The sequence below is a fragment of the Bradyrhizobium sp. 153 genome (assembly GCF_023073835.1).
GTDB lineage: Bacteria > Pseudomonadota > Alphaproteobacteria > Rhizobiales > Xanthobacteraceae > Bradyrhizobium.
In genome coordinates this window covers 225,423-245,782 of sequence record NZ_JADPKH010000015.1, presented here as the reverse complement: position 1 = coordinate 245,782, position 20,360 = coordinate 225,423, and the positions used below count along the sequence as shown (strand labels likewise).

Annotated in this window: 16 protein-coding genes and 1 pseudogene; 10 read left to right on the top strand and 7 right to left on the bottom strand. The window is 65.0% G+C overall.

What is annotated here, in order from left to right:
• Positions 1–8 precede the first annotated feature (8 nt).
• The gene (locus IVA91_RS03595; protein ID WP_247275869.1) at positions 9–2,285 is read right to left on the bottom strand and encodes a PBP1A family penicillin-binding protein; all 2,277 of its coding nucleotides are present in this window, start codon (positions 2,283–2,285) and stop codon (positions 9–11) included.
• Between the two features lie 294 nt (positions 2,286–2,579).
• Here IVA91_RS03595 and IVA91_RS03590 point away from each other — a divergent pair, with 294 nt between their 5' ends.
• Both IVA91_RS03590 and IVA91_RS03585 read left to right on the top strand, forming a co-directional pair.
• Positions 2,580–3,095 (top strand): YcgN family cysteine cluster protein, encoded by a 516-nt coding sequence (locus tag IVA91_RS03590; RefSeq protein ID WP_247275868.1) that lies wholly within the window; start codon positions 2,580–2,582, stop codon positions 3,093–3,095.
• Between the two features lie 155 nt (positions 3,096–3,250).
• Positions 3,251–4,834 carry an MDR family MFS transporter gene (locus IVA91_RS03585; RefSeq protein WP_247275867.1) on the top strand — a complete coding sequence of 528 codons (1,584 nt, stop codon included), beginning with the start codon at positions 3,251–3,253 and terminating at the stop codon, positions 4,832–4,834.
• Between the two features lie 14 nt (positions 4,835–4,848).
• Here the strand turns inward: IVA91_RS03585 and IVA91_RS03580 are convergent, their stop codons facing one another.
• The 6 genes and pseudogenes from IVA91_RS03580 to IVA91_RS03555 form a co-directional block, all read right to left on the bottom strand.
• Positions 4,849–7,347 carry a GAF domain-containing protein gene (locus IVA91_RS03580; protein WP_247275866.1) on the bottom strand — a complete coding sequence of 833 codons (2,499 nt, stop codon included), beginning with the start codon at positions 7,345–7,347 and terminating at the stop codon, positions 4,849–4,851.
• Between the two features lie 100 nt (positions 7,348–7,447).
• Positions 7,448–9,091 (bottom strand): annotated as a pseudogene (locus IVA91_RS03575) (thiamine pyrophosphate-requiring protein); the annotation flags it as partial.
• Between the two features lie 234 nt (positions 9,092–9,325).
• Positions 9,326–9,559 carry a hypothetical protein gene (locus IVA91_RS37060; RefSeq protein ID WP_346015464.1) on the bottom strand — a complete coding sequence of 78 codons (234 nt, stop codon included), beginning with the start codon at positions 9,557–9,559 and terminating at the stop codon, positions 9,326–9,328.
• A 410-nt stretch (positions 9,560–9,969) separates the two neighbouring features.
• Positions 9,970–10,134, bottom strand: a complete 165-nt coding sequence (locus IVA91_RS03565; RefSeq protein ID WP_247275863.1) for a Flp family type IVb pilin — start codon at positions 10,132–10,134, stop codon at positions 9,970–9,972.
• A gap of 458 nt (positions 10,135–10,592) precedes the next feature.
• On the bottom strand, positions 10,593–10,829 hold the full coding sequence (locus IVA91_RS03560; protein ID WP_247275862.1) for a hypothetical protein: 237 nt from the start codon (positions 10,827–10,829) through the stop codon (positions 10,593–10,595).
• Positions 10,830–10,886: 57 nt separating this feature from the next.
• Positions 10,887–11,870, bottom strand: a complete 984-nt coding sequence (locus IVA91_RS03555) for a Ku protein (RefSeq protein WP_247275861.1) — start codon at positions 11,868–11,870, stop codon at positions 10,887–10,889.
• 232 nt (positions 11,871–12,102) lie between these two features.
• Between IVA91_RS03555 and IVA91_RS03550 the strand changes: the two genes are divergently transcribed.
• The 8 genes from IVA91_RS03550 to IVA91_RS03515 all read left to right on the top strand — a co-directional run bounded on the left by IVA91_RS03550 (position 12,103) and on the right by IVA91_RS03515 (position 20,359).
• Positions 12,103–12,258, top strand: a complete 156-nt coding sequence (locus tag IVA91_RS03550) for a hypothetical protein (RefSeq protein ID WP_247275860.1) — start codon at positions 12,103–12,105, stop codon at positions 12,256–12,258.
• Between the two features lie 243 nt (positions 12,259–12,501).
• On the top strand, positions 12,502–13,173 hold the full coding sequence (locus IVA91_RS03545) for a response regulator transcription factor (RefSeq protein WP_247275859.1): 672 nt from the start codon (positions 12,502–12,504) through the stop codon (positions 13,171–13,173).
• An 84-nt stretch (positions 13,174–13,257) separates the two neighbouring features.
• Complete coding sequence (locus tag IVA91_RS03540) at positions 13,258–14,634, top strand: sensor histidine kinase (RefSeq protein WP_247275858.1); 1,377 nt, start codon at positions 13,258–13,260, stop codon at positions 14,632–14,634.
• A 161-nt stretch (positions 14,635–14,795) separates the two neighbouring features.
• On the top strand, positions 14,796–16,196 hold the full coding sequence (locus IVA91_RS03535) for a hypothetical protein (protein ID WP_247275857.1): 1,401 nt from the start codon (positions 14,796–14,798) through the stop codon (positions 16,194–16,196).
• 100 nt (positions 16,197–16,296) lie between these two features.
• Complete coding sequence (locus IVA91_RS03530; RefSeq protein ID WP_247275889.1) at positions 16,297–16,566, top strand: hypothetical protein; 270 nt, start codon at positions 16,297–16,299, stop codon at positions 16,564–16,566.
• Between the two features lie 130 nt (positions 16,567–16,696).
• Positions 16,697–17,803, top strand: a complete 1,107-nt coding sequence (ccmI, locus tag IVA91_RS03525) for a c-type cytochrome biogenesis protein CcmI (RefSeq protein ID WP_247275856.1) — start codon at positions 16,697–16,699, stop codon at positions 17,801–17,803.
• A gap of 37 nt (positions 17,804–17,840) precedes the next feature.
• Positions 17,841–18,380, top strand: coding sequence for a cytochrome c maturation protein CcmE (gene ccmE / locus IVA91_RS03520; RefSeq protein ID WP_247275855.1), 540 nt, complete (start codon positions 17,841–17,843; stop codon positions 18,378–18,380).
• Positions 18,377–20,359 carry a heme lyase CcmF/NrfE family subunit gene (locus tag IVA91_RS03515; RefSeq protein WP_247275854.1) on the top strand — a complete coding sequence of 661 codons (1,983 nt, stop codon included), beginning with the start codon at positions 18,377–18,379 and terminating at the stop codon, positions 20,357–20,359. The genes ccmE and IVA91_RS03515 overlap by 4 nt, the downstream gene beginning before the upstream one ends.
• Position 20,360 lies beyond the last annotated feature (1 nt).

The window sequence follows — 20,360 nt, the reverse complement described above, 5'->3', positions numbered from 1 at the left end:
GGTTTCGATCAGTTCTTGCGCGGGGCGGAGGCGTTGGCGTTCTCTTCCGCATAGTTCTGCGGGAAGGCGAGCGCACTCGTCGACGAGGCCGGCTTGGTGTCGGCGGCCGATTTGTTCGCCGTCTTGGCCGCATCATCCAGCAGCTTCTCGACGCGCACCAGAACGTCGGCGCCGCGCTTGGTCAGCACGGGCGGCGGACCGGGCTTGGTCTCCAGCACCTTCGGCGCCGCATTGGCCTGCGCGTTGCTGACATGCTGCGGCGGCAGCTTCTGACCCATGCCGATGCCGGCGATCTCCCGCACCTCGACGCCCTGATGCGCCGCGACCATGATGTCGTGCCAGGTCTGCGCCGGCAGCGAGCCGCCGGTCATGCGGTTGGTGGGCGAGTAGTCGTCGTTGCCGTACCACACCGCGCAGGTGAAATTGCCGGTGTAGCCGACAAACCAGGCGTCGCGATACGCGTTGGTGGTGCCGGTCTTGCCCGCGGTCGGAATGCCGTCCAGCGCAGCGCGGCGCGCGGTGCCTTCGCTGACGACGTGGCTCATCATGCCCGCCATGTCGGCCGCAACGGAGGCGGGGATCGCCTGGCGCGGCTTCGGACCGTCACGGTCCCAGCGCCAGACGAGGTCGCCGGCGCCGGTACGCACCTCCAGTACCGAATGCGGCGTCACCGCCTTGCCCCGGTTCGGGAACGTCGCATAGGCGACGGCATGCTCGAGCACCGTGACTTCGTCCGAGCCGATCGGCAGCGACGGCGTATCGGGCAGCGGCGCCTTGATGCCGAAACGGCGGGCGACCTCGACGATCTTGGCGCGGCCGACCTTGGCCGGGTTCGGCGCCTTCGGCTGATCCCGCCGGCCGATCTCGATCGACAGCTTCACCGGCACGACGTTGATCGAGCGCGTGATCGCCTGGGTCAGCGTCACCGAGCCGGAATAGGAATGGCCATAATTCTGCGGGCACCAGTTGCCGATGCAGACGGGGCCGTCGACCACGACCGAGTTCGGCGTGTAGCCATTCAGCAGGGCGGTGGTGTAGACGTAGGGCTTGAACGAGGAGCCGGGCTGGCGATAGGCGTCGGTGGCGCGGTTGAACTGGCTGGCGCCGTAGTCGCGGCCGCCGACCATAGCGCGGATGCCGCCGTCGAGATCGGCGACGACGGTCGCCGCTTGTGTCGCGTGATAATCGCGGCCGAACTGGCGCAGCTGGTTCTCGATCGCGTCCTCGGCGGCCTTCTGCACATTGGTGTCGATCGCAAGGCGTACCACGAAGACACGCTCGGTGTAGGACTTCGGGAAGGTGTCGACGAGCTTGCGCATCTCGTCGAAGGCGTAGTCGAGATAATAGTTCGGCGACGCTTCGTCGCGGCGGTCGACCGCGAAGGCCGGATTGCGGCGGGCGCCGAACACCTGGCCCTCAGTCATGAAACCGGCATCGACGAGGTTGTCGAGCACGACGTTGGCGCGGGCGCGGGCGGCGGGCAGGTTGATGTGCGGGGCGTATTTGGTCGGCGCCTTGAACAGGCCGGCGAGCATCGCCGCTTCCGCCAGCGTCACGTCGCGCGCCGACTTGTTGAAGTAGAAATGCGCGGCGCCATCGACGCCAAAGGTGCCGCCGCCCATATAGGCGCGGTCGAGATAAAGCTTGAGGATCTCGTTCTTGCTCAGGCGCCATTCCAGCCAGATCGCGAGGAAGGCCTCATTGACCTTGCGCTCGATGGTGCGCTCGTTGCTCAGGAACAGGTTCTTGGCGAGCTGCTGGGTGATCGAGGAACCGCCCTGGCGAACGCCGCCGGCCTGGGCATTGGTGACGAGAGCGCGCGCGGTGCCGGCGACGTCGATGCCGAAATGGTCGTAGAAGCGGCGGTCCTCGGTCGCCAGCGTCGCCTTGATCAGCACGTCCGGAAAGTCTTCCAGCGGGATCGAGTCGTTGTGCTTGATGCCGCGGCTGCCGATCGGGTTGCCGTAGCGGTCGAGGAAACTCACCGCGAGGTCGGACTTCTTCAGCCAGTCCTCGTCCGCGGTCTCGCGGAAGGCGGGGATGGCGAGCGTGAGCATCACGACCAGGCCGCCGAGGCCGACGGTGGCGGCTTCCGACAGCGGCTCGATGAACACCCAGCGCTTCCACCGCCCGACATAGAACCGGTCCATGAAGGTCGAGTAGCGCTCGTAGAGCTCGCGGATGCCCTTGGCCGAGGAGAATAGCGAGGAGTCGATGCGCGCATCGAGATCCAGGAGGAAATTCCGGATCTTCTGCTTCCAATGCGGTGGTATGATCTGGCGCACCTAGAACCCTTGCGGCTTGCTTCGAAAGCGTTCAAGCACCCGGCCGGGGCGGCATCGAGACGTCTTGCGGGAATGTTGCGGCAAACCCAAGGCGCCCGGTTCGCGTCCTTTGGGGACTTGCTGTTCGTTCTAGCCGAGCAGGGCCCATAAACCAATGGCCACGCTCGCGATTTTGAACAACAGGCCTAATTGACCCCGGGTCATTACGGGCCTCAAAGGGCCTCTGCTTGCACCTGCACAGCCGCACGCCGTAGATGACATCGCCGTAGCTCTTTCGAACTCTTGTTGAGGCGCATGACCGCAGCTCCCAAACGACCTTCCGGCCAGGAAGGATTCTTCTGGAAAACCAAGACGTTGGAAGAGATGTCTCAGGATGAATGGGAAAGCCTCTGCGACGGCTGCGGGCGCTGCTGCCTGAACAAGCTCGAGGACGAGGACACCGGCGAGATCTATTTCACCCATATCGGCTGCAAGCTGCTCGATGGGGCGAGCTGCGCCTGCAAGGACTACCCGAATCGCTCCGACAAGGTTCCGGACTGCGTCCGCCTCACCCCGGCCAATGTCCGCATCCTGAACTGGCTGCCGCCGAGCTGCGCCTACAAGCTAGTTGCCGAGGGGCGCGACCTCTATTGGTGGCATCCGCTGGTGTCAGGCGATCCCAATACCGTGCATGAGGCCGGCGTCTCCGTACGTGGCCGGGTCGAGGGCAGCGAGGAGGAGATCCCGGACGAGGATCTCGAGGACCACATCGTGCAATGGCCGGCCGCGCTGCCGAAACGAGCCCGCCTGAAGCGACGGCCGAAGAACTGACTGCCGCAGACTCCGGATCACGGGTTCGGGATGACCCGGCGGCGGGATGCACCCATGCGCCCCGGTGCCTGCCCGGGAAGGATTTTGCTGTCTACATTGGGCTGCATAGAACGAATCCTTCGCGGCGTTGCGCCGCCACACGACGTCCGAGCGAGATGAACAAGTTCGACCGGCAGAGCAGTTCTGCCGACATCCAGGCGTTGCCTGACGACATTGCCGAAGAGCTGTCCCGCCTTCCGAGCGAAGTCATCAGCGTCGATGACGCGCCATCCGTCGCCCCGCCAGTGCCGCTGTCACAGGACGAGGTCCGCACCATCGTCATCAGCCTAATGGTGACGATGTTCCTGGCCGCGCTCGACCAGACCATCGTGGCGACCGCGCTGCCGACCATCGGACGCCAGTTCCAGGACGTCTCCAGCCTGTCCTGGGTGATTACGGCCTATCTGCTCGCCTCGACCGCGGTCGCGCCGGTGTTCGGCACGCTCAGCGACATCTACGGCCGCAAGGCCATGATCATCACTTCGCTCAGCCTGTTCGTCGCGGGCTCGGTGCTGTGCGCGATCGCGCCGAACATGCCGATGCTGATTCTGGCGCGCGGTCTTCAGGGCCTCGGCGGCGGCGGCATCATGCCGGTGGTGCAGACAGTGATCTCTGACGTCGTCTCACCGCGCGAGCGCGGCCAATACCAAGCCTATTTCTCCAGCGTCTGGATGGTCGGCGGCATCCTCGGCCCGGTCATCGGCGGCGTGTTCGCCGAGCATCTGCACTGGTCGATGATCTTCTGGATCAACCTGCCGCTGGCAGCCGCCGCGATCGCGCTGCTGCTGCCGAGGATGAAAAAGATCCCGGTGTTCCACCGCAAGCGAAAGGTGGATTGGCTCGGCGGCGTGTTGCTGATGGCGTCCGCCGTCGTGTTCATGCTGGTGCTGACCTGGGGCGGCACGCGCTATGCCTGGCTGTCGCCGGCCGTGCTTGCGATGCTGGGTGGCGCCGTCGCGCTCGTCGTGACCTTTGTCTGGCACGCGCGGCGTGCGGACGAGCCGTTCCTGCCGCTGCCGCTGCTCGGTGGGACTGTCGCGCCGTTCGCCCTGACGGCCGGCGGTTGCGGTCTCGGCGCGATCACGGGCCTCACCGTGCAACTGCCGCTTTATTACGAGCAGGTCTATCATCTCACCGCCAGCGAGGCCGGGCTTGCGCTGATTCCGCTCGCGGCGGTTTCGACCTGCGGCGCGGCGATTGCCGGCCGCACCATGGCGCGCGCCAAGCACTACAAGCGCGTCGCCATCATCGGCACGTCCTGGGCTGCGCTGTGCGGCCTTGGCCTCACACTCACGACCTTGCCGCTATGGGGCCTCCTCACGCTGATGGCCGCGTTCGCGCTCGGTCTCGGCACGACCTTCCCGGTGTGCGTGGTCTCGCTGCAGAACTCGGTCGCGCGTCCGCAAGTCGGCACCATCACCGGCGCAATGAATTTCTTCCGCTCGCTGATGTCCTCGTTCACGGTCGCGGCGTTCGCGGCGATCCTGCTGATCGCGCTCGGCACCGACGTTCCGCTCGCGGGCGAGCATCACGCCGCAGGCAGCGTCGCAATCCCCGCCGACGAGATGCGGCACGCCTTCCGTTACGTGTTCGGCGCCGCCACCGCGCTGATGACCATCGCCGCGCTCTGCCTGATTGCGATGGAGGAGCGGCCGCTCGCCGGGCCCGCCACCGCGCAGCCGGTCGAGATGGCGGAGTAGGGAATCGCAGCCAGTTAGGCGCGGCTTCGCTCCGGAAAGCTGCTCTTCCGCGGCAGCAGGATCGTGAACTCCGTGAATGCGCCGGGCTCCGTCGTGACGTCGATGGTGCCGCCGTGCTGCTTCACCACGATGTCGTGGCTCATCGACAGCCCGAGGCCGGTGCCTTCGCCGGCTGGCTTGGTGGTGAAGAACGGATTGAACATCTTCTCCCTGACCTCGTCCGCAATGCCGGTGCCATTGTCGCGGATGCGGATCTCGATGCTGTCGCCGCGGTCGCGCGTCGCAGCGATCACCACCGGATCGTAATCGGCTGCGCCCTCGGCCTTGCGCTTGGTGACCGCGTGGAAGCCGTTCGAGATCAGGTTCAGCAGCACCCGGGTGATCTCCTGCGGAAACACTTCGGCTTGCCCGGCCGCGGGATCCAGTTCGCGCTTCAGCGTCACGTCGAATCCCGGCTTCTCGGCGCGTGCGCCGTGATAGGCGAGGTTGAGGCTCTCCTCGACCAGCGCGTTGATGTCGCTCAGCCCATGGTCGCCGCCGCCTTCTCGCGAATGCAGCAGCATGTTCTTGACGATGGAATCGGCACGTCGTCCGTGCTGCACAACCTTTTGCAGATTGCCCTTCAGAAGCCCCGTCAGCTCGTCGACCTCCGCGCGGATGTCGTCTGCGAGCATGACAGGCGCAAGCACCTCGTTCAGCTCGTCCGTCAGCTCGGCGGAGAGAGAAGCAAAATTGTTGACGAAGTTGAGCGGGTTCTTGATCTCATGGGCGATGCCGGCGGTGAGCTGGCCCAGCGATGCAAGCTTCTCGGTCTGGATCAGCCGGTCTTGCGCGGCGCGTAAGTCGTCGAGCGATTTTGCTAGCTCGCGGGTACGGTCCTGCACCTCGTTGAACAGGCGCGTGTTCTCGACCGCGATGACGGCCTGATCGGCAAAGGTCTTGAGCAGATTGATCGCCTTCTCCGGAAAATGACCGGGCTCCCGCCGCGTCACCGCGATGGTGCCGATCGCGATGCCGTCGCGCAGCATCGGCACCACGAGGATGCTGCGATAGCCCCGCGTCCGCGCCAACTCCTTCATGGCCTCGGTGAGATCGGGTTCGCTCTGCATGTCGCTGCGGAAGGCATATTGTCCGCTTCTTGCCACCCGGCTGTGAATGCCTGACGCCGACAGCGGCGTCGGGAAGGAGCTGAGCAAGTCTGCGTTGCCGGCCTCAACGTCCGTGGTGAAGGCTGCCAGATGCAGCATGCCGTCGACGACGCGTGTGACGGTGGAGGAGTGCCCGCCGATCAGCGCCTTGGCGCTGTCGGAGATGGCCTGAAACACCGGCGTCACGTCGGCAGGCGAGGCCGCGATCACCTTGAGGATGTCGGCAGTCGCGGTCTGACGTTCCAGCGCTTCCCTGGTGGCGTTGAACAGGCTCACATTCTTGATCGCGATCACCGCCTGGTCGGCGAAGGTCTGTAGCAGCCGCACGTGATGCTCGGCGAAGCGGCCGGTCGCCCGGCGCGTGGCGATGATGATGCCGATGGCTTCGCCCTCGCTCATCAACGGCGTGAACAGCATGCTGCGATAGCCGCGGGCGCGCGCGATGTCGCGCGCGGCCGGCTCGAGCTCGGTGTCGGGCAGTTGCGCCGCGGCGCCATTGGCCACGAGCGGGTATGGCGGGAACTGCGCAAAGGGCACCGGAAAGGAATTCTGGAGCACACGATCCCCGGCCGGATCGGTCGGGGTGAATGCCGCAAGGTGCGCGGCGCCGTCGATGTAGCGCAGTACCGCCGTGGAGAAGCCGCCGATCAGGCGATTGGCATTGGCGGCGATGGCCTCGAACACCGGCTGCACGTCGGATGGCGAGGCGGCCATCACCTTGAGGATGTCGGCGGTTGCGGTCTGGCGCTCCAGCGCCTCGCGCGTCTCGTTGAACAGCCGTGCATTCTCGATCGCGATCACGGCCTGGTCGGCAAAGGTCTGGAGCAGCTGCACGAGATCGGGCGCGAACGCGCCAGGCTCGGCGCGCGTGACGCTGATCATGCCGACCGGGGCGCCCCGGTTCATCAGCGGCATGAACAGCACGCTGCGGAAGCCGCGCAGCCGCGCCAGCCTTCGGTTCAGCTCCGGGACGTCGGCAGCCTCGCTGTCGGGAAACTGGATCGTCTCGCCATCGCGCACGAGGGCAAACGTTGGGAAGTCCGCGATCTTGCGCGGGAACGACGCCTTGAGCCCTTCGTCCGCCGCCGGACTGGTCGGCGTGAACGCCACGAGGTGCAGCTCGTCGCCGATGAACTGAAGTACGGTGGCGGAGAAGCCGTCGAGCAGGCGTTTCGAACTGGACGCGATCGCCGCGAAGACCGGCCGGGCGTCGGAGGGCGAGGCTGCGATGGTACGAAAGATCTCGGCGCTGGCGTTCTGGCGATCCCGCGCGACCGCAAGCTCGCCGCGCAGCCGTGCATTCTCGGTTGCGGCCGACTGCAATCGCTGTTCGAGTTCTTCGATTTCGTTGGAAGGGACGGTCATTCCTAATCCGGCTTGATGCCGCGACAAGCGCGGCACCGGGCCGGATTATCACATCTTCTGCGGCCGGAGCCAACGCCCCGCCGCTGAAGCCCGGCCGGGCTCACGTGCCCGGCCGCGACACCTCCGTTTCCTTGCTGGTGATGAACTCCAGCAGCACTGGTATCCCTTCCCGCGTTTTCTGGATCCCGCGCTTGATCGCGGGCACGATGTCCTCCGGCCTCAACACACGCTCGCCATAGCCGCCGAAGGCGCGCGCCATCGCGGCGTAGTCACCGGAAATGTCGGTCGAGCGATATTTCTCGGTCGAGACCGGCATCACCTTCAATTCGATCGCCATCGAGAAATTGTTGAGCAGGATCGACATGATCGGGATGCGCTCGCGCACCGCGGTCTCGAAATCCATGCCCGTAAAGCCAATGGCCGCATCGCCCCAGACATTGATACAGAGCTTGTCCGGCTTCGCGAGCTTGGCGCCCATCGCGAGCCCAAGCCCATAGCCGAGCTGCGTCGTCTTGCCCCAGCCGAGATAGCTGAGAGGCTCGACCGATTTCCAGAATGGCGAGAGCTGGTCGCGCGGGCTGCCGGCATCATGCGTGATGATGGTGTTGTGGATGTCGACGGTGTGCTGCAGGTCCCAGAGTACCCGATACGGGCTGAGTGGCGCATCGTTGCTGGTGAGTTTCGGCATCCATTTCGCCAGCCACTGCTCGTGTGAGGCCGCAATCTCCGCCGCGACCACGGAGGCATCACGATCGGACGTAACCGACCTGCCGATCTCCTCCAGCAGTGCATCGAGCACGAGGCCGGCGTCGCCGACGAGGCCGATCCTGGCTTCCACATCCTTGTTGAGATGGTTCGGGTCGAGCGTGGAGTGGATGACGGTCTTGCCCTTCGGCATCGCGATGCCGAAATTGGTCTCGGTGAAGGAGCAGCCGACGCCGAAGATGACGTCGGCTTCAGCCAGAAACTTCGGGACCGCGCGCGGCACCGCGAGCCCGCCCGAACCGAGCGAGAGCGGATGTGTTTCCGGAAAGGACGACTTGCCGCCAAGACTGGTGGTGACGGGGATAGCCAGCCGTTCGGCCAGCCGTCTCAGTTGCGGCCACGCCTGCGCGTAATGCACGCCCTGGCCGGCATAGATCACCGGCCGTTTTGCGTTCACGAGCAGGCTGGCTGCTTCCTTCACGTGAACAGGATCGGCGCCGTAGCGCGTGCGCAGCACCGGCGTGTAGTCGAGCGGCTCCGGCACCTCCTCGTTCCACATGTCGGCCGGTATCTCGACGATCACAGGCCCGCCGCGGCCGTTCTTCAGCTTGGTGAAGGCGCGGCGGAAGATGTTGGCGACCTCGGCCGCGAGGTTGATCGGCTCGGAGGATTTCGCAAATGGCTTCATCGCCTCGCTGGAATTGAAGTTCGGCTCGATATGCGTAAGCCTGCGCGGATAGCCCATCGGCAGCACCAGCACGGGAACGGACTCGCCGAAACACTGCGCAACGCCGCCCATCGCGTTCTCCGCGCCCGGCCCATGCTGCATGCAGAACGCGCCGATGCTGCGCCCCGATGACACCCGCGAGATCGCGTCCGCCATGTGGATGCCGACGCGCTCCTGCCGCACCATCACGGGCCGGATCTCGGCTTTCGCCGCATGCTCGATCAGATGGTTGACCGGATAGCCGCAGAGGATCTCGATGCCCTCACGCCGCATGATTTCCGCGATTGCGGTGCCGAGTTTCATGGCGTCTCTCTCCTGAGGCTTGGCCGGTTGGCCCGGCTGATTGGAGGAGAGAGGATCAGGAAATTGGGTGAGGGTAAAGCGCGAGCAGACGGTAGTCGCGGTAGGTCAGCCATGCGGTGTGCTGCGGTAGCCCGGCTGGCGTGCAGTCCGGAAAACTGCATCCGCGGAGCCACTCCCGGTGTTCAAGCGGGCTGCAATCTTGCCAGCCACTCAGCCGTTTTTGCCAACGGCCGAGAAACTTCCCTATTTGCAATTCTTGCAAATCGTCAGCTTTCGCTTCAACGCCTCATCGTCCTGATCAATCGATGATTGCCCCGCGAGGCCATTTGTCTCCAGATTGGAACTGGAGCCCTTTGCTGCACGTGACCTCACGGGCGGCGTCACCTGACTTTGGGTGTCATGGTCGTCGGCGGCGCCTATGCTGAAGCCATCGTAATCGGCGGCCGGATTCGGCACCTGCGGCGCACCGCCGATCACGGGGGGCGAAGCTTCTCTGCCGGATGGCGCCGGCGGAATTCTGGAGTTTGTTGCGCTCCCGCGTGGCGGCGATGTATTGGGGGGAGCAAGCGAAACCGGTGGCGCGGCCGAACTCTGTCCTCTGGCGCTGTCGCCCGAGCAGACGCCGACCAACATAAGACTGAGAGCCAAGAGCGCCACGCTTCTCATCCGCATCCTTCAAGCAGCTCTGGTTCATCCATTGACGGCATGGCTCGTCGAGCCATGTCGTGCCGAAGGATATCAGGACTTGCATGGCCGTCAAAGCGCGGCGCTGCGAAGCGTCGCTGCGCTCGGAATGACGAGATGGGGAAGGCATGCTCCGGCAAGGCGCCGCGAGCCATGCTGAAGTCAGTGCCCGGGAAGTCCGCCGCCTCGGGCGACGGCGGCCGTTACTTCATCGACGAACTGATCGAGTTGAACTTGTTGTTGAGGAGCTGGCTGCCCGTGTTGTTCACGACGGTCACGATGGCCAATGCAATGCCGGCGGCGATCAAGCCGTATTCGATGGCCGTGGCGCCAGTCTCATCGGCAAGGAAAGACCTAAGCAAACTCATTGCCAACTCCTCTTCATCCGATCCAATGTATGGCCGCGTCGTTTTCGAACTCGTCAATCGATCGAATAGATTTTCTTCGCGCCAAAACAATTAAACCCAGGCGAGCGCGCCACTGCTTCATACGTTGACATTCATTAAATTAAAGTTCCCTCATCCCATCCAAATGCGCGCAATTCGGCGCACTCTCAGTGGCAGCCGCAGCGTCCGCTAGGACGGCCTCGTTGTGCCGGCAGGCGGCGTTTCAGCACGGCGGCGAGGGGGCCGACAAAGTCCCATCGTGCCCGGCTGCGACTGCGCCGTGTGCGCGGCCCAGTGCTCAACTTCGTCTCCCGCAGGAATATCCTGGTTCACGCGCAGAGCGCCGCAAATCGGAAAACGAGGGTCTCGCTTAGCGGATTATTGAGCCTGTTCGTCAAGAGGTCGGCAAGCATGCCAACCGAAGGTGGCGACCATCGCTCTCATGCGCGCCGGCCGTCCGCATTCAGCGCCCGCAACATGGCGATGCGGGCAAACATCACCCAGCCGCCGCCGGTCTCGGCCGCATTGATCAAGGTTTCGATGGCAGTCTGCCAGTGCGCCTCGTGCTGCGCGTCGTCCGGCAGCTGCATGATGTAGTCCGCCGCCTCCTGAAGCGTGAGCAAGTTGCGCTTGTTGCTCACACGAACTGGATCGTCGAACGCCGTCGACCAGGGCATGTCAGTCCGGCCGACCGGCGAGGGGGGACATCACGCGAGATCGTAAGTGTGAGGTCGCTAACCGGCCTTCTTCGTTCGCGCTGGCGCGCGTACCGGCTTGTCGGCCCTTTTCGAAGCCTCTTTGGGCGCGGTTTTCGCCGCAGCGTCCTTGCCGCTCTTGCCGGCGATTGGCAGCAGCATCTCGCGCTGGCCCTCGACGCGCTTCTTCGGCTTCTTGCCTTTGACGGTCTCCTTGGCGACCCCCGCCGCGGGAGCTGTCTCCCGCTCGCTCGCGAGACTCTTCTTCAGCGCGTCCATGAGGTTGATGACGTTGCCGCCAGTCTTCGGTGCCGCCTTGGCCGTGATCGGCATGCCGCTGCGCTTCTTGTTGATGAGATCGATCAGCGCGGTCTCGTAGTGATCCTCGAACAGCTCGGGCTCGAAAGCGCCGGACTTCTTCTCGACGATGTGCTTGGCAAGGTCGAGCATGTCCTTGGTCAGCTTCACGTCCTGGATGTCGTCGAAATATTCTTTTTCGCTCCGCACTTCGTAGGGATAGCGCAGCAACGTGCCCATCAGCCCGCTATCGAGCGGCTCCAGCGCGATGATGTGCTCGCGGTTGGTCAGCACCACGCGGCCGATCGCGACCTTGTCCATGCTGCGGATGGTTTCGCGGATCACCGCATAGGCGTCATGGCCCACCTTGCCGTCGGGCACGAGGTAATAGGGACGGATCAGGTAGCGGTTGTCGATGTCCGCCTTCGGCACGAACTCGTCGATCTCGATCGTGTGCGTGGAGTCCAGCGCGATCTCGTCGAGCTCGTCCTTGGTGACCTCGATATAGGTGTCGGTATCGACCTTGTAGCCCTTGACGATGTCCTCGGACGTCACCTCGTCACCGGTCTCCGCATCGACCTTGAGGTACTTGATGCGGTGGCCGGTCTTGCGGTTGATCTGGTTGAAGGAGACCTTCTCGGTATCCGAAGTGGCGGGATAGAGCGCGACCGGACAGGTCACGAGCGATAGACGCAGAAAACCCTTCCAATTGGCGCGGGGGGCCATGGGCTACTCCAAACGCAACGGGGACAGGCGACTAGGATACCATCAGGGAACAACGAATCATAGCAAGGCGGGTTACTGAATCTTGCAACTGCGTTAACCGGCCGCTGGGCCTGCGCTCCTGCCGGATCGAAGCGTAAAGGCCGGAACATCATATTCAATCACGCGTTGGCTCGAGACATCGGCTGCGAGGAGGTCGCGGCTATCGAAGCGACGTCCAGAGATTGAGGGCATTATGGCAACCACGCGAGAGCGGCATCAGATCGTGGAAACTCCGACCGAGGCGCGCCAGGGCGAGCCCGGGCCTTCGGTGGCGGCGCTGCTTGCCATCTCGACGGGCCTTGCCGTCCTGATCCTCGCCGTCGTCTGGTTCGTGTTCTTCCGGACTTGACCCGGCTGGATCCGAACGCCACGGATCTTCATATTCGCCGCGTGACGCAGCACTTTGCGCCCGCCATGCCCCCGGCTCGCCCGGTTGCGTGGCGGGCGCAGTCGCGTCGGCGCGTCAGAGGTCGTATATGACCAAAAAGTAACCTGGCCGGTTCCCCGCGTTCATATTCGGTTCACGCCGGAATTGCTCATCTCTGGCCGTGGTCATGCAGCCTGTTCTGGCAGCCAATCTTTGGAGAGAAGCGTGCGCCTGCTCGTTGTTGAGGACGACCCCGATCTCAATCGCCAGCTTACCAAGGCGCTGACCGACGCCGGTTACGTCGTCGACCGCGCTTTCGACGGGGAGGAGGGGCATTATCTCGGCGACAACGAGCCTTACGACGCCATCGTGCTCGACATCGGCCTTCCGAAGAAGGACGGCATCTCGGTGCTGGAGGCCTGGCGCCGCAACGGCCGTACCATGCCGGTCCTGATCCTCACCGCGCGCGACCGCTGGAGCGATAAGGTGCAGGGGTTCGATGCCGGCGCCGACGACTATGTCGCCAAGCCGTTCCATTTGGAGGAGGTGCTGGCACGCATCCGCGCGCTGCTGCGCCGCTCGACCGGCCACGCCCAGAGCGAGCTCAGCTGCGGTCCCGTTACGCTCGACACCAGGACGGGCCGGGTCAGCGTGTCAGGCAATCCCGTGAAGATGACCTCGCACGAATATCGGCTTCTGGCCTATCTGATGCACCATTCCGGGCGCGTCGTCTCCCGCACCGAGCTGGTCGAGCATCTCTATGACCAGGATTTTGACCGCGACTCCAACACAATCGAGGTCTTCGTCGGCCGCATCCGCAAGAAGCTCGACGTCGACATCATCCAGACCGTTCGCGGGCTCGGCTATCTCCTGACCCCGCCCAGTCCCGGCGCTTGAAGCGGCTTGACGGGCGGCCCGCCAAGGGCCTTGGTCCGGTCATGACCGATGCCCTGCCATCCTGCGCCTCCCGGGATCGTTCCGATGCCCGCTAGCTCACTTGCGAACCGCCTGTTCCTCTCGGCGACCGCGTGGCTCGTGGTGATCCTGGCCGTTACCGGCGTCGTGCTGTCCTCGGTCTACAAGAACGCCACCGAGCGCTCCTTCGACCGCCGTCTCAATCTCTATCTCCGCACGCTGATCGCCGAGGTCGCCACCCCCGACGAGCCGCCCGACCGCCAGTTCCAGTCGCTGGGCGAGCCCTTGTTCGACCTGCCGCTGTCCGGCTGGTACTGGCAGATCACGCGGACCGACACCGAGAAGCCGGAAGTGCGCTCCTCGCGCTCGCTCTGGGACAAGAAACTGCCGAAACTGGAAGAGCAGGGTGCCGAGCTCACCGCCGCCGGCATTCGGCTCGCTTATGTCGACGGGCCGGAAGGGCAGAACCTGCGCATGGTGGAGCGGCCGGTCGATCTCGGCGCCGACGGCAAATTTCTCGTCAGCGTCGCCGGCGACGACACCGAGATTTTCGACGAGACGCGGAGCTTCGACTATTACCTCGGCGGCACGTTTACAGCGCTTGGCATCGTGCTGCTGCTGACGACCGTGTTCCAGGTCCGCTTTGGTCTCGCGCCGCTCAAGCGCATCTCGGAATCCATCGCCGACATCCGCTCGGGTCGGGCGGAGCGGCTCGAGGGTGAATTTCCTGTCGAGATCGCGCCTTTGGCGCGCGAGACCAATGCGCTGATCGATGCCAATCGCGAAATCGTCGAACGGGCGCGCACCCATGTCGGCAATCTCGCCCATGCGATCAAGACGCCGCTCTCCGTCATCGTCAACGAGGCCGGCGCCCACGGGGCCGATCCGTTCGCGGCCAAGGTGATGGAGCAGGCGGACGTGATGCGCGACCAGGTTGCCCATCATCTGGAGCGCGCGCGCATTGCGGCACGGGTCTCGGTGGTCGCGACGGTGACGGAGGTGGCGCCCGCGATCGAGGCGCTGCGGCGGACGATGGAGAAGATCCACCGCGACCGCGGCATCGTGGTCGAGGCCAAGGCCGATCCGTCTGCGAGGTTCCGGGGCGAGCGCCAGGATCTGGATGAGATGGTCGGCAATCTGGTCGACAATGCCTGCAAATGGGCAGCCTCACGCGTCTTCATCGAGGTTGCGGTCGAGACGCCGCAACTGGCCGGCGCCGGCCCGCGTCTGCGGATCATCGTCGACGATGACGGCCGCGGCCTGTCGGAGGCCGAGCGTGCCCAGGTCTCCCGACGCGGCCAGCGGCTCGACGAGTCCAAGCCGGGCTCGGGGCTGGGACTGTCGATCGTGACCGACCTCGCCGCGCTTTATGGCGGCAGCCTCTCCCTCGGCGGCGCGCCGATCGGGGGCCTGCGAGCCGAACTGGTCCTCCCGGGATTATAATCTCTTGTTCTCATTTGATTTTTCGCCGTGGCGGATGCTTCTGCGGCAAAACCGGGGGGCATTCGAGGCGACTTCCTAAACGGCTTCTTAAGTGGGAAGCTCCTAAGATCGCGCCCGGACGCATCCCATGTCCGCCATTTTACCGTGCATGACCCGGGCGCATGAGCCAGACATCGATCGAGCGGCTGAGGGAATATCTCGCGCAGCTCCCGCCGCAGTCGCAGGCACTGCTGATGCGAGAGTTCGAGCGCGCGCTGGAGCGCGGCCAGGACACGGCTGTCGCGACCCTCGTGCTTGAGCAGTTGCGCAAGATCGTCCGCAAGAGCGAAGCCGACGAAGCCCCGCCACCGCGCACGGACGATCTGTCGCGGCTTCTCTTCCAAGTGCTGGAACCGTTCCTGGTCGAGGCGGGCACCCCGGTCCGGGTCGGACAAATCCGCCGCTCCTCGCTGCATCCAATCTGGCAATGGCTCGGGCGTGACGGCGCCCCGGACAAAGTCAATGAATTCGAGGCGGCGCTGGCCCGCATACCGCTAGACAGTGCAGGCCAGGTCGAGGCGCTGGCCTCCAGGCTCCAGGCGGTGGCGGCGGACGCCATCTTCGAGCTGACGGGGCCAGGCGGCGGCGACAAGTCGCGCGCGCTGGCCCGTGTCGGCCCGCCCAACGTGATCGAGGACCTCTATTCAATCGGTGCGGTGCTCCAGGTTCGGGAAGCCATCGCCGCCCTGAACGAGAAGTTGCCGCGCTTCCTGCGCGCCTTCGGCGATTCCCAGATCGCCTCGGTGACGTCGGCGCTCAACATTCCAGTCCTCCAGACCCCGCAGATGCTGCCCTTCGCGCTGTCCATGGTGGTGCAGCGGATGACCGCGCCGTGGCAGATCATCCGCCTCGCTATCAAGATTGCCGCCTCGGACGACGAGATCCGCGTCGCGGCAACGCCCTACGGTGTCGCCGTCACGATCGCCCTGCACGATCTGTCCTGTGTGGCCGCGGTCCTGCGCATGGACATCAAGCGCGGCAATTTCGACAACGTCGCCGGCAATCTCAAGGCGCTGCATGACGGCGTGCGCGGCCTGCGCACCGAGCTCGACCTGCGCAACGATTCCGCTTGGGGCAAGCAGCTGGTCTCGATCCGCGCCGACATCTCCAATGCGCTGCAATCCGAGATCGACAGCGTTCCCGGCCGCGTTCGTCGCATCCTGCGCCAACGCGCCGAGAAGGACATTCCGCCGGGGGCGCGAATCGACAGCACCGAGGTCGAGGAAACCGTGGCGCTGATCGATTTCGTCGCGGCCTGCCGCAACTATGCGAGTGAGCTTGCGATCAACGAGGTGACGCTGCGCACCTATTCCGACCTCCAGCAATATGTCGAGCGCTCGACCGAGCAGCTGGTGCAGTCGCTGCGCTCCGCCGATCACAAGGTCCGCACCTATCGGCAGCAGCAGGTGCAGGCCGCGATCCGCTTCTGTCAGGTGCTGTTCGGCGACGATTACGCCTCGCTGATGAGTCGCGCGGCAGAGAATGCGGCGACGGGCGAGCGCAAATCGTCGCGCGCAAGCTGATCCGAGCGCATAATTTCGTTATCACAATTTCTGGTTGACGGTGCCGATATCGCGCCCTACAGTCGCCATGCAAGTCCGGGGAATTTCTATTTGTGGGCGCATGAAACCCGTTATCAGCTCCATCGAAATCGAGAACCGCGTCGTTGTTGCCAAATATCAGAGACTGATGGTCGGCGCGAAGGTGGTGCTGGTCGAGAAGGCAAGCGGCCGACAATTGTCTGAAACGCTCACCAGGGTCGCGTCTCCGGTTCCAGTCGGGGCGCTGCGCATCCGATTGCCGGATGCGGTCAGGCCGGGAACATATTTCCTGAAGGCCTTCAACGGGCACGGCGAGGATGCCGCGCAAAGTGCGGACTTCGACATCGGCTAAGCTGTTGGAGTTTCATCGTTTCGGACCGGGCGCGGTCGCGCCGAATTGACAATTGTCAATTGCCGCCTCCTCCGGCCGTGGTGTAAAGCCACCTATAGGCGCGGATCGCGCGCCGCCGGAAGCTTGCCAGATGACGCTATGGTTCGTGTTCGCGCTGATGACAGTCGCGGCGATTTTCGCCGTGCTTCTGCCGCTCGGCCGCAGCGGAGCCGCGCAAAGTCAAGGCAGCGAGATTGCGGTCTACAAGGACCAACTGGCCGAAATCGAGCGTGATCTCGGCACCGGACTGATCGCCGCTCCTGAAGCCGAGGCGGCCCGCGTCGAGATCAGCCGCAGGCTGCTCGCCGCTGCCAGCGAACCTGCCATGGCGCCGAAATCGAGCCTCAAATGGCGCCGCGCGGCCGCGGTGCTGGCGTTGACTGGCCTGCCGATGGTTGCGATCGGGGTTTACATGCCGCTGGGCTCGCCCAGGCTTCAGGACTTTCCCTTGGCGCAGCGCGAGCGCGGATCCGGATCCGGGGTGGCGCAATCGCTCGAGAATCTCGTCGTGCAGGTCGAGCAACATCTGGAAAAAAATCCGACTGACGGTCGCGGCTGGAACGTGCTCGCGCCGGTGCTGGAGCGGCTCGGCCGCTTCGACGATGCGGTGCGTGCCTATCGCAACTCGCTCACCTACAACGGCGAGAGCGCCGAGCGCCGGTCCGATCTCGGCGAGGCGCTCTCGGCGGCCGCCGGCGGGGTCGTGACCGCCGAGGCCAAAGCGGAATTCGAGCGTGCGCACGCGCTCGATGCCGATGATCCCAAGGCGAACTACTTCCTGGGGCTCGCCGCCGAGCAGGACGGCCGCAAGGATGATGCGGCCAATATCTGGCGCGCGCTGCTGGCGAAGGCGCCGGCGGATGCGCCGTGGCGGTCCCTGGTGCAGTCCTCGCTGGCGCGGGTCGGCGGCGGCACGGTGCCGGCGCTGTCGGACGAGACGATCGCAGCCTCCAGGGATATGGCCGAGGGCGATCGCAACGCGATGGTGCGCGGCATGGTCGAACGCCTCGCCACCCGCCTCAAGCAGAACGGCGACGACGTCGAGGGGTGGCTTCGCCTGGTGCGCGCCTATCTCGTGATGGGCGACCGCGGCAAGGCGGTGGGGGCATCGGCCGATGCCCGCCAGGCGGTTGCCGGCGATGCCGAGCGGCTGCGCCAGCTCAACGAAGGGCTCAAGACTCTCGGGCTCGACGGATGACGATTTCGGGACCAGACGAGCGGAGAACGGATACGCCATGACGCGCAAGCAGCGACGTATGACCATCATCGGCGGCTCGCTCGCCGTGCTTGCGCTCGCCGCCGCGCTCGTGCTCAACGCATTGCGCGACTCCATCGTGTTCTTCTCGACACCAACCATGGTCGCCGAGAAGCACGTCGAACCCGGCAAGCGGTTTCGTCTCGGCGGGCTGGTGCAGCCCGGCTCGCTCCAGCGCGGCGACAATCTCGCGGTGACCTTCGAGGTCGCCGACGGCAACGCCAAGCTGCCGGTCGCCTACAAGGGCATCCTGCCGGACCTGTTCCGTGAAGGGCAGGGCGTCGTTGCCGAAGGCGCACTCGACAGCAACGGCGTGTTCAAGGCCGACACCGTGCTCGCCAAGCACGACGAAACCTACATGCCCAAGGACGTTGCCGATGCCCTGAAGAAGCAGGGCCACTGGAAGGACGATTACGACGCCAAGGCCTCTGAAGCCAAGGCCTCTGACGCCAAGGCTTCGGGCGGCAGCAAGCCCGCGGCCACGGCGGCGCAGGGCAATCCGCAGGGAGCCGTGCGGTGATCGCAGAATCCGGACATTACGCGCTGGTGCTGGCGCTCGGGCTTGCACTGATCCAGTCCGTCGTGCCGTTGATCGGTGCACGCCTGCACGACACCGCCCTGATGAACGTGGCGCGGTCCACCGCGCTGGCGCAGCTGCTGTTCGTCGGGGCATCGTTCATGGCACTTGTGATGCTGCACGTGAGCTCGGATTTCTCCGTCGCCAATGTCTACGAGAATTCCCACTCGATGAAGCCGCTGCTCTACAAGATCACCGGCGTGTGGGGAAATCACGAAGGCTCGATGCTGCTGTGGGTATCGATCCTCGCTTTGTTCGGCGGCCTGGTTGCCGCTTTCGGCAACAATCTGCCGCTGTCGCTGCGCGCGCACGTGCTGAGCGTCCAGGGCTGGATCGCCAGCGCCTTCTATCTCTTCATCCTGATGACCTCGAACCCGTTCCTGCGCATCACGAGCCCGCCGCTCGAGGGACGCGATCTCAATCCTGTGCTCCAGGACATCGGTCTCGCCGTGCATCCGCCGATGCTCTATCTCGGCTATGTCGGCTTCTCGATCTCGTTCTCCTTCGCCATCGCGGCGCTGATGGAGGGGCGGATCGACGCGGCTTGGGCGCGCTGGGTGCGGCCGTGGACGCTGGTGGCCTGGATCTTCCTCACGCTCGGCATCGCCATGGGCTCGTACTGGGCCTATTACGAGCTCGGCTGGGGCGGCTGGTGGTTCTGGGATCCGGTCGAGAACGCCTCGCTGATGCCGTGGCTCGCCGGCACCGCGCTGCTGCATTCGGCGCTGGTCATGGAGAAGCGCAACGCGCTGAAGGTCTGGACCATCCTGTTGTCGATCCTGACCTTCTCGCTGTCGCTGCTCGGCACCTTCCTGGTCCGCTCCGGCGTCATCACCTCGGTGCATGCTTTCGCGACTGACCCGACCCGCGGCGTGTTCATCCTGCTGATCCTCTGCCTGTTCATCGGCGGCAGCCTGGCGCTGTTCGCGGGCCGTGCCACCTCGTTGAAGCAGGGCGGCCTGTTCGCGCCGATCTCCCGCGAGGGTGCGCTGGTGCTGAACAACCTGCTGCTTACCGTCGCCTGCGCGGTCGTGCTATTCGGCACGCTCTATCCGCTGGCGATGGAGATGCTGGCCGACTTCAAGATGTCGGTCGGCGCGCCCTTCTACAACCTCACTTTCGCGCCGCTGTTTGCCCTGTTGCTGTTCGCTGTACCGTTCGGGCCGATGCTGGCGTGGAAGCGCGGCGATCTGCTCGGCGTGACGCAGCGCCTGCTCGCGGCGGGCGTTGCCAGCCTCGTCGCAATCGCCATCGCCTGGGCCTGGGCGCGCGGCGGCAGCGCGCTGGCGCCGCTGGCGATCGGGCTTGGTGTTTTCGTCATCGCCGGCGCTGTCACCGACATCGTCGAGCGGACGGGCCTGGTTCGCCTGCCGTTCGCCACAGTGCTGAACCGGGCGCGTGGCCTGCCGCGCTCGGCCTGGGGCACCACGCTGGCGCATGCCGGCCTCGGCGTCGCGCTGATCGGAATCGTCTGCGAGACCACCTGGAACAGCGAATATATCGCGACGATGAAGCAGAGCGACGTCGCCCATGTCGCCGGCTACGACGTGAAGCTCGATCGGTTGTTTCAGCGTCAGGGCCCGAACTACCGGGAGATGATCGCCGAGTTCAATGTCAGCCGCGACGGCGAGACGCTGAGCATGATGACGCCGTCCAAGCGCAGCTTCACAACGCGTGGCTCGTCCACCACCGAAGCGGCCCTGCTGACGCGCGGCGCGAGCCAGCTCTACGTCTCGCTCGGCGATGCCACCGCCGAGGGTGCCATTGCCGTGCGCATCTATTACAAGCCGATGGTGCTGCTGATCTGGTGGGGACCGGTGCTGATGGCGTTTGGCGGCGTGCTGTCGCTGTCCGATCGCCGCTTGCGGGTCGGTGCGCCGAAGCCGGCGCGGGCCAAGCAGCGGCTCCAGCCCGCGGAGTGAT

Excerpts from the sequence above, each read along its gene's own strand:
- IVA91_RS03565 (WP_247275863.1), bottom strand. The coding sequence starts at position 10,134 with ATGAGTTTGCTTAGGTCTTTCCTTGCCGATGAGACTGGCGCCACGGCC.
- IVA91_RS03560 (WP_247275862.1), bottom strand. The coding sequence starts at position 10,829 with ATGCCCTGGTCGACGGCGTTCGACGATCCAGTTCGTGTGAGCAACAAG.
- IVA91_RS03530 (WP_247275889.1), top strand. The coding sequence starts at position 16,297 with ATGAAACCCGTTATCAGCTCCATCGAAATCGAGAACCGCGTCGTTGTT.
- IVA91_RS03580 (WP_247275866.1), bottom strand. The coding sequence starts at position 7,347 with ATGACCGTCCCTTCCAACGAAATCGAAGAACTCGAACAGCGATTGCAG.
- IVA91_RS03590 (WP_247275868.1), top strand. The coding sequence starts at position 2,580 with ATGACCGCAGCTCCCAAACGACCTTCCGGCCAGGAAGGATTCTTCTGG.
- IVA91_RS03550 (WP_247275860.1), top strand. The coding sequence starts at position 12,103 with ATGGCAACCACGCGAGAGCGGCATCAGATCGTGGAAACTCCGACCGAG.
- IVA91_RS03585 (WP_247275867.1), top strand. The coding sequence starts at position 3,251 with ATGAACAAGTTCGACCGGCAGAGCAGTTCTGCCGACATCCAGGCGTTG.
- IVA91_RS03555 (WP_247275861.1), bottom strand. The coding sequence starts at position 11,870 with ATGGCCCCCCGCGCCAATTGGAAGGGTTTTCTGCGTCTATCGCTCGTG.
- IVA91_RS03540 (WP_247275858.1), top strand. The coding sequence starts at position 13,258 with ATGCCCGCTAGCTCACTTGCGAACCGCCTGTTCCTCTCGGCGACCGCG.
- ccmI (WP_247275856.1), top strand. The coding sequence starts at position 16,697 with ATGACGCTATGGTTCGTGTTCGCGCTGATGACAGTCGCGGCGATTTTC.
- IVA91_RS03535 (WP_247275857.1), top strand. The coding sequence starts at position 14,796 with ATGAGCCAGACATCGATCGAGCGGCTGAGGGAATATCTCGCGCAGCTC.
- ccmE (WP_247275855.1), top strand. The coding sequence starts at position 17,841 with ATGACGCGCAAGCAGCGACGTATGACCATCATCGGCGGCTCGCTCGCC.